Annotated in this window: 12 protein-coding genes; 11 read left to right on the forward strand and 1 reads right to left on the reverse strand. The window is 40.1% G+C overall.

Annotation, left to right across the window (positions count from 1 at the left end; translation table 11 throughout):
• The first annotated feature begins 34 nt into the window (after window positions 1-34).
• From ACWNM1_RS25895 to ACWNM1_RS25935, 9 genes are all read left to right on the forward strand, one after another.
• A complete protein-coding gene (locus tag ACWNM1_RS25895; protein ID WP_042192055.1) occupies window positions 35-1,021 on the forward strand; it encodes a carbohydrate ABC transporter permease in 987 nt (328 codons plus the stop codon).
• A complete protein-coding gene (locus tag ACWNM1_RS25900; RefSeq protein WP_234541142.1) occupies window positions 1,011-1,865 on the forward strand; it encodes a carbohydrate ABC transporter permease in 855 nt (284 codons plus the stop codon). The genes ACWNM1_RS25895 and ACWNM1_RS25900 overlap by 11 nt, the downstream gene beginning before the upstream one ends.
• 196 nt (window positions 1,866-2,061) lie before the next feature.
• Window positions 2,062-3,027 carry a glycoside hydrolase family 43 protein gene (locus tag ACWNM1_RS25905; RefSeq protein WP_449603197.1) on the forward strand — a complete coding sequence of 322 codons (966 nt, stop codon included), beginning with the start codon at window positions 2,062-2,064 and terminating at the stop codon, window positions 3,025-3,027.
• 200 nt (window positions 3,028-3,227) lie between these two features.
• The gene (locus ACWNM1_RS25910; protein WP_449603198.1) at window positions 3,228-3,545 is read left to right on the forward strand and encodes a hypothetical protein; all 318 of its coding nucleotides are present in this window, start codon (window positions 3,228-3,230) and stop codon (window positions 3,543-3,545) included.
• 455 nt (window positions 3,546-4,000) lie between these two features.
• Window positions 4,001-4,906 carry an NAD(P)/FAD-dependent oxidoreductase gene (locus tag ACWNM1_RS25915; RefSeq protein ID WP_449603199.1) on the forward strand — a complete coding sequence of 302 codons (906 nt, stop codon included), beginning with the start codon at window positions 4,001-4,003 and terminating at the stop codon, window positions 4,904-4,906.
• A gap of 106 nt (window positions 4,907-5,012) precedes the next feature.
• The gene (locus tag ACWNM1_RS25920; RefSeq protein ID WP_449603207.1) at window positions 5,013-5,507 is read left to right on the forward strand and encodes a cysteine hydrolase family protein; all 495 of its coding nucleotides are present in this window, start codon (window positions 5,013-5,015) and stop codon (window positions 5,505-5,507) included.
• 106 nt (window positions 5,508-5,613) lie between these two features.
• Window positions 5,614-6,282 carry a Type 1 glutamine amidotransferase-like domain-containing protein gene (locus ACWNM1_RS25925; RefSeq protein WP_449603200.1) on the forward strand — a complete coding sequence of 223 codons (669 nt, stop codon included), beginning with the start codon at window positions 5,614-5,616 and terminating at the stop codon, window positions 6,280-6,282.
• A gap of 213 nt (window positions 6,283-6,495) precedes the next feature.
• Entirely contained in the window at window positions 6,496-6,984 is a 489-nt protein-coding gene (locus ACWNM1_RS25930; protein WP_076285539.1) for a DUF2199 domain-containing protein, read from the forward strand.
• A gap of 623 nt (window positions 6,985-7,607) precedes the next feature.
• Complete coding sequence (locus ACWNM1_RS25935; RefSeq protein ID WP_449603201.1) at window positions 7,608-8,699, forward strand: phosphotransferase enzyme family protein; 1,092 nt, start codon at window positions 7,608-7,610, stop codon at window positions 8,697-8,699.
• Between the two features lie 168 nt (window positions 8,700-8,867).
• On the opposite strand, the gene ACWNM1_RS25940 is transcribed toward ACWNM1_RS25935, so the two are convergent.
• Window positions 8,868-9,692, reverse strand: coding sequence for a MerR family transcriptional regulator (locus ACWNM1_RS25940; protein WP_449603202.1), 825 nt, complete (start codon window positions 9,690-9,692; stop codon window positions 8,868-8,870).
• A 95-nt stretch (window positions 9,693-9,787) separates the two neighbouring features.
• Here ACWNM1_RS25940 and ACWNM1_RS25945 point away from each other — a divergent pair, with 95 nt between their 5' ends.
• Window positions 9,788-10,258 (forward strand): N-acetyltransferase family protein, encoded by a 471-nt coding sequence (locus ACWNM1_RS25945; protein ID WP_449603203.1) that lies wholly within the window; start codon window positions 9,788-9,790, stop codon window positions 10,256-10,258.
• 143 nt (window positions 10,259-10,401) lie between these two features.
• Window positions 10,402-10,612: GNAT family N-acetyltransferase (locus tag ACWNM1_RS25950; RefSeq protein ID WP_449603204.1), on the forward strand; the 211-nt coding region annotated here is incomplete at its 3' end.

A 10,612-nucleotide genomic window follows, 5' to 3' on the forward strand; every position in this document is an offset into this window, starting at 1 on the left:
CCCGCCCCTTCATATCAACTAAAGAGGTGAGAGCATGCGCCGCAAAAATGTGAACTATTCGAAATACGGTTATATTTTTACCTTTCCGTTTGTCCTGGCATTTCTGATTTTCTCACTGTATCCCATTTTATATACCGCAGTCATTGGATTCACCGATATGAAAGGAATCATACCAAAACCGATCCATATTCTTGATAATCCTTTTCAAAACTTCAAAGATCTACTCTTTGATAATCCTTCGTTCCGGAAGTCTTTGATCAACACTGGATTGCTCTGGATTACTAACTTCGTTCCCCAGATGCTTCTCGCGCTCTTGCTAACGGCATGGTTCACGAATAAGCGTCTCAATATAAAGGGACAAGGCTTGTTCAAGGTTCTGCTCTATATGCCTAATATCATCACAGCGAGTACGATTGCCGTGTTGTTCAGCACTTTATTCGCCTATCCGATGGGTCCTGTAAACAGTTTGTTTCAAATGTTAGGATGGACCGACGCTCCGGTGTTCTTCCTGCAGGATAAGACGACAGCACGGGGCATTGTCGCGTTCATCCAGTTCTGGATGTGGTACGGCAATACCATGATCGTCCTGATTGCTGGCGTTATGGGTATAAATCCTGCTCTCTTCGAGTCTGCATCGATTGACGGGGCTAACGGGTTTCAAACCTTCTTCCGCATCACACTGCCGAGTCTGCGTACGATATTGCTGTTCACACTGATTACATCGATGGTGGGTGGTTTGACCATGTTCGATATTCCGCAACTATTCCTTGCAGGCGGACCGGACGATTCTACGCTTACCACGTCCATGTTTATCTACGGGCAAGCATTCAAGGGCAGCTATATGTACAATCGTGCTGCAGCAGCGAGCATGATTATGTTCCTGATTTCGGCAATATTGGCCGGAATACTGTTCTACGTGATGCGTGACCGTGATGCGTCAAGACTTAAAAAAATACAAAAACAAAAGAATAGAAAAGCTGCTATAGCAGCCCGTGAGGGGGGTGTAACACATGGCAAATAATCAGAAAAGCGGAACTGTTAACCGAAAGATCAACAAGACAATTATCTATGTTGTTTGCATCTCTTTGGCGGTGCTCAGTATCCTGCCGTTTTGGATCATGTTTGTAAATGCCACACGCTCTACACCGGAAATTCAAAGCGGACTTTCTCTGCTTCCTTCGAGCCACATGATGAGCAACCTGCGAGTGTTGCTCGATAAGAGCTTCGATCCGCTTCAAGGGTTCCTGAATTCATTTATTATTGCCAGTTCTGCAACCCTCTGTACAGTCTATTTCTCGTCCTTGGCGGCCTATGGGCTAGTCACCTACAGCTGGAAGCTACGGGGGCCATTCTTTACCTTTATCATGTGCGTGATGATGATTCCTTCCCAGGCAAGCGCGATCGGATTCTATCAGTTCATGTATAAATTACATTGGACCAACAATTTTCTCCCGCTGATTTTACCAGCAATTGCTGCACCGGCGGTGGTGTTCTTCATGCGCCAATACTTGCTCGCAACTCTGTCGATAGAGATCGTGGAAGCTGCGCGTGTAGATGGGTCTGGTGAATTCTTCACTTTCAACAGGATTATCTTACCGCTGATGATGCCGGCAGTAGCAACACAGGCTATCTTTGCCTTTGTGGCTAACTGGAACAACCTGTTCATGCCGCTGATATTGCTGACACAGAAGGAGAAATATACTATGCCAATCATGGTAAGCTTGCTCCGAGGTGATATCTACAAAACGGAGTTCGGCTCAATCTATATGGGTCTGGCTTTGACGGCTTTACCGCTGTTTGTGGTTTACTTCTTGTTATCCAGATATATTATCGCGGGCGTAGCGCTTGGTGGCGTCAAAGAATAACCCCGGCAAGCCGGCTTAGAATAATACAGCCCCATGGAACGAATCAATTCCAATCTAGGCCTGTTGATTAGCTAAATTAGTCTACTCATGTTCTGATATTTCTCGCAGAAACGGAATCGTCCCTATAAGGACGGTAAAATCCATTTCTGCTTGGCTAATCAACAGGCGTAATCTCAATCAGGAGGAGAGTCCTATTATGGCAACAAAAAATGAACCGTTAGTTACCCATCTCTATACAGCCGATCCCTCCGCTCATGTATTTGAGGGCAAGCTGTATATTTACCCATCCCATGATATTGACCATGATGGACCTACGAATGATAATGGTGACCAATATGCGATGGAAGATTATCATGTGTTTTCCTTGGAAGATCCTACATCCCCCTGTGTAGATCACGGAGAGGCGCTTCATCTTCGGGATGTGCCTTGGGCTTCGAAGCAAATGTGGGCGCCCGATGCCGCATACCGGCAGGGGACGTATTATTTGTTTTTCCCGGCCCGGGACAAGGAGGGTATTTTCCGTATCGGAGTGGCTACGTCAACTTCTCCGTCTGGTCCTTTCCAGGCTCAAGAAAGCTATATCGAGGGAAGCTTCAGCATCGATCCAGCTGTATTCGTGGACGAGGACGAAAGAGCCTACATGTATTTTGGCGGCTTATGGGGCGGACAATTAGAAAAGTGGCATGACGGTGTTTTTCAGCAAGATGCGGTAGAAAAGGGCCCAGAGGAACCGGCTTACGGTCCTTGGGTGGGTGAGCTGAGTGAAGACATGCTGACATTCAAATCTGACCCTCAGGAGATTACCATTATTGATGAAGAAGGGAACTCAATCCTTGCGGGTGATGAAGACAGGAGGTACTTCGAGGGTCCATGGATGCACAAGTATAAAGGGAAATACTATCTCTCGTACTCTACTGGCACAACCCATAAGATCGTCTACGCGGTTAGTGATAAGCCTTGCGGACCTTTTGTTTTTCAAGGAACGATCCTGAATCCAGTTATTGGCTGGACGACTCATCATTCTATCGTGGAATTTAACGAGAAATGGTATTTGTTCTATCATGACGCATCGCTGTCTGGCGGCGTGGACCATAAACGCAGTATGAAATTTACGGAACTCCATTATGAAGAAGACGGCAGAATCCGGCCGGTAATGCTTTAATCGAATAACTCACTTCTTTTTTAAGAGTTCCATTTCAAGTTCATATAGACATATCAGAATCGCAGACATTGCTCTTTCTAAAGCGTCCTGGAATCCGAATTGGATTAGGGACGTTTTTTCATTTGAATAGTACGTAAAAAAGCATGTCCATCATTTAATATTGAATTTATTTTACAGGGCTATCACCCTTTGGATGGTAGATGTATAATCATGGAATAAAGCGCAAAGGATTTGAAGCGATGAAATTATATTTGTTTATTATTCAAGCCTTTTATTTATTATCGCTAATTCCTTGGTTCATAATTTGGGGATTATCCTTTATGGTTTTTGACAATGGAATCTCAGCATGGGGAATATCAATAATGATAATTGTTTCTTTGTATCCAGTTGCTGTTGTAATTTGTTCGATTTTATCTTGGGTTTTTAGGGGAAGGCTTAAATCTTTAACTATCTTTTTTATTAGTGCTATTCCGTTACTGTGGGTAATTACGTTGGGAGCTATATTAATTGGGTATTGAAGTGGTGTTCGATAATATGGTTTGTGGTCAAGTTGGAGAAACCTTCATATATCACTGTTTTTCCACTGTGCCATAAATTGTAGCGTATTAACTAATGTCCTTGTTCTAAACGATATATATAGACTTGCGTATTGGAAGGGAAATAGTCTACACGTATAGCTACATGTTTTTCATTTGATGATTTGGTAATAAGATTAATTGAAGATAGGTTTTTATACTCCTCTAAGATCTTATAAAGTTGATATAATTAGAGTCAGATTGTCTATAGGCGGTTATGAAGAGGGCAATGACTAAATTGAATAAACTCTTGCCTTTTAGGTTCATTGAAGTTATTATAGATTCATAAAGTCGTTAATAGAAACGGAATGAGATCCGTTATTTTTTTGAGATAATAACCGACAATGTGAATCTTTAATATCTTTAATATAAATTGAAAAGCGAAAGGGAGAATTAGTATGACTCATGATTGTGTAATTATCGGTGGAGGACCGGCAGGTCTAAATGCTGCTCTGGTGCTAGGCAGGGCAAGAAAAAGTGTGGTTGTGATTGATGAAGGACGCGCACGTAATAGGGTTACTCGAGAAACGCATGGCTTTCTTACTAGAGATTCTATAAGTCCAAGCGAATTTAGGAGGATTGCGAGGGAGCAGATTAGTGCCTATCCATCCGTTACTTTTGAGGAAGATACCGCCCTATCGATTACGGGAACTGATGGTGATTTTCAAATTACGACGGTTCAAGGTCAGACCTATAAAAGTAAAAAGGTGCTCTTCGCTATAGGGATGAAGGACCTCCCGATGGATATCAAGGGACTCTCAGACGTATATGGTAAAAGCGCCTTTATCTGTCCCTATTGTGATGGATGGGAACTAAGAGATCAGCCTCTTGTCGTAATTGTTAAGGGAGCCGATGCAACGCATATGGCCCAAGTGTTATCTGGTTGGACGAAAAAGATTACCGTATGTACTAATGGATCGGATGACTTGACGGATGCACAACGCGAAGAGCTAAATCAACATAACATTCCTGTCTATGACTCACCGATTCAGTCGATCGAATCTGACAATGGCATGGTGCAGCAAGTTGTGTTGAAGGATGGTACTAGCATCGTATGTACGGGGATATTTTTTAGACCGAAGCTTATGATCGGGTCAGATTTGCCACAAGCCATTGGTTGTGAACTCACAGAAACAGGAACAGTCATCATCGATAATCTCGGTAAAACGAACGTTCCAGGCGTTTATAGTGGCGGTGATGCAACAACACATCTTCATCAAGCCATTATAGCCGCTTCTATGGGCTCCTTAGCTGGGGTCGGCATTAACAACGAACTAAATGAAGAGGAATGGCGTAACATATGATGTTATTGTACAAAATAGTCTAATTCATTTATTCCCTTGAGCTGAATCTACATCCAGATTAATATAGAAAATATATTTGTTCTGAGAGGGGTAGTTCAAAATAAAAATTGGATTCCTAATTATTGATATGCAAAACCTTTTCTTACACGATCATATGGAGAAATTAAATGTAAGTGAGGCTTGTGAATACATTAATCATGTATCTGGGTTACTTCGTGCGAAGGACCAAATCGTCATCCATATACAAGACATGGAAGGGGCGAATGCGGATACGGATCCAGAAGCAAGAAATAGTATACCGGAAATTACAGTAGCACCCACGGATATCCAGATGGCGAAAGAATTCTCTAATGCTTTTTGGAAGACGGATTTGGAACAACTGCTACGTGAACATGGTGTTGAATTCATCATCGTTGCGGGCTTCGCCGCAGAACATTGTGTAACCTTTACTATTAACGGTGCACAAGAAAGAGGCTTTCAAGCAGCCCTTTTACAGAAGGCAATCCTTAGCACACGGCCAGATGCTATTACCTCGATTTACCGTGATCGGCATATGATCTCTTACCCGGTGATCGAATTTTTAATGGAGACCATTGTTTAAGACTCTACTAATAGAAGCTATTGTTTATAATTGGAGTTACGTATTAGATAACTAATATGTAACTTCATTTTATTATTGTGAAAAATACATATGGAGGTAATTAAGTTTGAGTACATACTACTATCTCAGTTGGTTTAATAATTTTTTTCCAGAGAAGCTGGTCCATTGTTTGCATGAGGATATACAAGACAGAAAATCGCTTGTTATGATTAGCGCTGAACCGTCTGGTTATACAGGGAAGCAAATTAACATTGATGATGTTTCTGAATGTACATGGTTAAGTCAGGCTAATATTATTTTTGATGAATATCATTTCATCGATTACCGCATGCAGAAGGAAGATGCTCAGCGATTAATTCACAACGCTTCTGTCATTTTTTTATGCGGCGGAGATCCTGTTTTGCAAAACGATTTTTTGGCGGATTATGAATTATCAAATGTTATTAAGAACAGCAATGCCGTTATAATGGGTGCCAGCGCCGGTGCGATAAACATGGCTGCAAAATGGTTATGTTTGAAAAACACTGGCAATGAAGTTGAAACAAGTACTATTTATGATGGTATTGGCTTTAATCATTTTGCCTATGAATCTCATTCTAAACGCGACTACGCTACGTTTGTTCAAGGTTACCTGTTCCCCTTGTCTGAAGAGATTGATGTTTATGCGGCAGAACAAGAGAGTGCAATGCGTGTAAAGGACGGCAAAATAGAAATAATGGGTCCTGTATATTTAATTTCCCACTCAAAGATTCAGAAATTGGTTGAGACGCTCTAATTAGGCTTACAGCGAATCATCTCAGGTTATTAATATCTCCAGGACTTATTGTTGGGCAGAAATGATAAATTTTAGACCGCCTTCAATGGCGGTCTTTCTATGTCCGGCAGATGCTAGCTGTTCATTTGATTGAAGTAACGGGCAGGATAACTCAGTAATTTCGCGAATAAGACGTTATAAGAAATCACCAAGAAACTATAAGGAGCAGAAAACATGAAATGCCCTCACTGTAACAACGAATTAAGTGAACTTCCTTTATGTTACGGAAGTGAAGCGCCATATTATTTTTACACTGTGCCAGAAGAGAAAAGAACAGAATTAATTAGAGATTTTTGTGTAATTGATGAACAGCATTTCTTTATTAGAGGACATATTGAAATACCAATAATTGATAGTAAAGAGAAATTTATATGGAGTGTTTGGGTTTCTCTTAGTGAAGAAAACTTTTTGAAATCTAATGAATTATTGCACGTAGAAGGAAGGGAAACTGAAAAACCTTATTTTGGTTGGTTATCGACTGAACTTTCAATATATCCAATAACTACATTATCGTTAAAGACAATGGTACATACACAAGAAGTTGGTGCTGTTCCGTTAATAGAATTAGAACAAACGAATCATCCACTTGCAGTTGAACAAAGAGAAGGAATTACAATGGGGAGAGTTAAAGAAATTGCTCATTTAATAAATCATAGTCTGTAAGAGAAGGATTTAAAAGAAAGTATGGTCGAAAAAGCTGCCGACATCTTATAATATCGTATCTACGCCGCGTCGCTGCTCTCCTTGGTCTGCTAAGGGGGTTCGGTGAAGCGTAATTAGCAGATAACCCTGCAAGGCTAAGTCTATCGGACTGGTGCATAATGTCGATTAAGCTAGCGGGGCACATTAGTGTAATAGCGGTTGCTTCGGCAGCCATTTTTTATTTATTCAACTAACGGGCAAGATAGTTTAAGATCAAGCGCGATGAACCGTATCATAAGTAGGGGCAAGTTTTTTGATTGAAACCAAGGAACAAGATTATAATGCCACCAGAAAATCATTAATCCACAAGCTTTGCTAGATCGTTTCTACGTTTGTCGCTCCAAGTCAAACATAGTCTTGGCTCTAGGTACATGTAACTTAAGTGCTTAAAACGGTTTCTGGTAGAGTTTTATTATATAAAAAGTCTCCCTAGAGTATAAAAGGGGTTTTAAAGTACAATATTGGCAGAAATGGCTGAAAGAAGCGATATATCAATGCATAATAAAGTGGTCATTCTTTAGCTCTACAGAAGTAATATTCATTTTTTATAAGTATTTTCATTATGGGTAAATAGTTGGCAAAAATTGACTGGAGGAGATTTTATAAATTATAACGAGGTTGTTAAAATCAGTGATGCATATTTACTTCCATTAGTATCCGAGTTGTATGGGTTGAAGGGGTATCAATTCCAACAGATTCCGCCACATGAAGGAGGACGGAATGTCGTCTATGCCTGTGAGAAAGAAGGTGCGGGCGCAAAAATACTTCGAATTGCTTTCTTGTCTGACAGGAGCCGGAAAGATTTTCTAGGCGAAATGGAATATGTGAGGTATCTATTTGAGCACGGAGGTAGCGTCTCAAATGTCATCAGCTCCCGGCAGGGGGATTTGGTTGAGGAGATCACGCATAATAATCACACCTTCTTTATCGGTCTGTTTGAAAAGGCCCAGGGAAAACTGCTGGTAGAAAATCACTATAAGTACCGGGAAGGCGCGCCACTTTCCGAGTATTTTTATAATTGCGGAAATGTCCTGGGGAAACTGAACCAAATATCGAAAAGCTATACGCCTGTCCATCGCCGGCATAGTTTTTTTGACAAATTCAATGCCGATTATATAGATAAACTGATCCCCGACTCATTATCTCTGCTTAAGGAGAAGCTGGTAGAGCTCCTTAAAACCTTAGAAGGATTGGATAGGGACCGTGAGTCTTTTGGTATGGTCCATTTTGATTACAGTGATGGGAATTATTCGATAGATTTTGATACTGGGCAAATAACCGTATATGATTTCGATAATTCATGTTACTGTTGGTATATGTTTGACCTAGCGAGTCTCTGGACAAACGGAGTGGGCTGGATACAATTTGAACCAGACGTCGTTAAACGCAAAAAGTTCATGGATGATTATTTTGAAACAGTCCTCGCGGGATACAGGTCCGAGAGTAGAATCGAAAATTCTATGTTGGATAAATTGCCTTTATTTATCCAAGTAAACCTCATGGAAGGTATTGTAGATGCATTCGAGGTAATGCGGAACAACGGCGAAGAGCCGGAGTGTGATGAGGAGTTGTCGTATCGCATAAAATGCCTAGAAGACGATATCCCGTATATGGGATTTTTCCATGAAATTTACTCGTGTGAAGAACCCTTTGAGTGTGAGGAACGAGATATATAGTCTTTTCGTAGCATCCATTGACTGAACTAACGGGACACGATAGTTGAATAATACATCACATTGATAAGCAGGTGCTTCGGTATCCTGCTCTTTTTATTAAGCTAACAGGCAGGTTAAGTTGACGGAGTCCACGGCTATAGATACATCCGGTCGGCTGCATTTTAAAGCTTATCGAACAACATGCAGCTTAATCTTTGTTACATAATCTCCTTCTCGATTTTTAACAACCGTGTCATAAATGTATTCTTCAAAAACATATTTCCCTAATGATAATTTTAATCGAACCATTTCATCAAAAAGCCGGTTGTATGTGCAATCTATAGTTCTCTCTTCCCCAATATGGTACCCAATCAAAAAATCGCCTTTTACGGTTTCGAAGAATGGATAACCTCCTTTAGGATGAGGCTGTTCCATATACAGGTAGGTATAATTAGTAAACTCTCCGTTCAACACTTGCTCGCGCATCGTAATACCGCCAATAGGGTAACCTGTATCAAGTTGATTTAAGAATAGCTCATCAATGAAATCAGAAACAACCTCCACGAAATTGTCTTCTCTAATGTCCTTAATATCACGACTCAAATAAAGTTTAGACTCTGGGAAATACTCCAGCGTAATTTCATTAAAGTTCAGATTCGATGCTTGTTCTAATAGCGCAATCTTTGTTTCTAATATTCTTTCATTTCTCTCAGCCGCTTCTCTTCTTTTAGTCACTTCTGCCTTTTGTCGATACATAAGTGACAGAAATAGTTCAGGAGATTTCTTTTTCGTATATTCTTGGATTTCGTTTAATGACATACCGAGATCCTTAAACAGATCAATAACATTGAATAACTCTAACTGATGGATAGAATAGTAACGGTAACCTTTTGCATTCTTTATCATAGGAGATAAAAGCCCAATGTTATCATAGTAGATTAAAGTTTGTTTATTCACTTTACATAGTTTGGCAAATTCCGCTGTCGTGAAATATCTAGGCTTGTCTTGTTTCATTAGATTAAAGTTCTGCTCCCCTCTTGACTATATAGTTACTATATACACTAAGATGGTTTCGTAATCAACTTACAACAATAATGGAGAATCGAAATATGAGTACAATCCGAATTACGCCAGTAACCGAAGAGAATAATTCTGCTGTATTAGCCTTAAAGGTCAGCGAAAACCAAAAAACATATATAGAAACACCTGAACAGTGTTTACAAGAAGCATATGAATGCCCTTACTATAAGCCGGTCGGGCTATACTATGACGATGAACTAGTTGGATTTGCAATGTACGGCTGGTTTCCTGAATATGATGATGGTAATAGTGAGGGAAGAGTGTGGTTAGATCGCTTTTTAATTGACGAGCGCTATCAAGGGCAAGGATTTGGCAGACTAATGCTGCAGAGCCTCCTCGCTCATCTCGCTAGTGAATATCAGTGTAATAAGATCCTTCTAAGTATTTATGACAACAACGCACACGCTCTACGACTTTATAAGAAGTTTGGATTTAAATATAACGGTGAGCTCGACTTTAATGGAGAAAAAGTGATGGTATTGGATTTATTAACTCGTTAAACTAGAGCAACCCGGTAACTCATTGCTTTCGGAGAAATTTTATGTATCGATTTGATATATCACATAAGCACTTTGTTGATTCAACATTTTATGGCAGTTTCTATTTGGTAACGAGGTTATGAAATATCAGTTGCTGCATCACGGTGGAAATTGGTTTTATTTGGTATGAAAAAGAGGATACATCAGGATTCATTTGTGATTTTTTGGTTAAGCAAAATTACAGAAATAAAGGATATGGATTTGAAACTATGAAATTGATAGAGCAGGAGGCCAAAGATAAAGGAATTAGAAAACTCAGACTTAGTGTAGTTAATTTCAATGAACCAGCCTACAATCTATATAAAAAACTAAAAT

It is taken from the genome of Paenibacillus sp. Marseille-Q9583 (genome assembly GCF_976954365.1).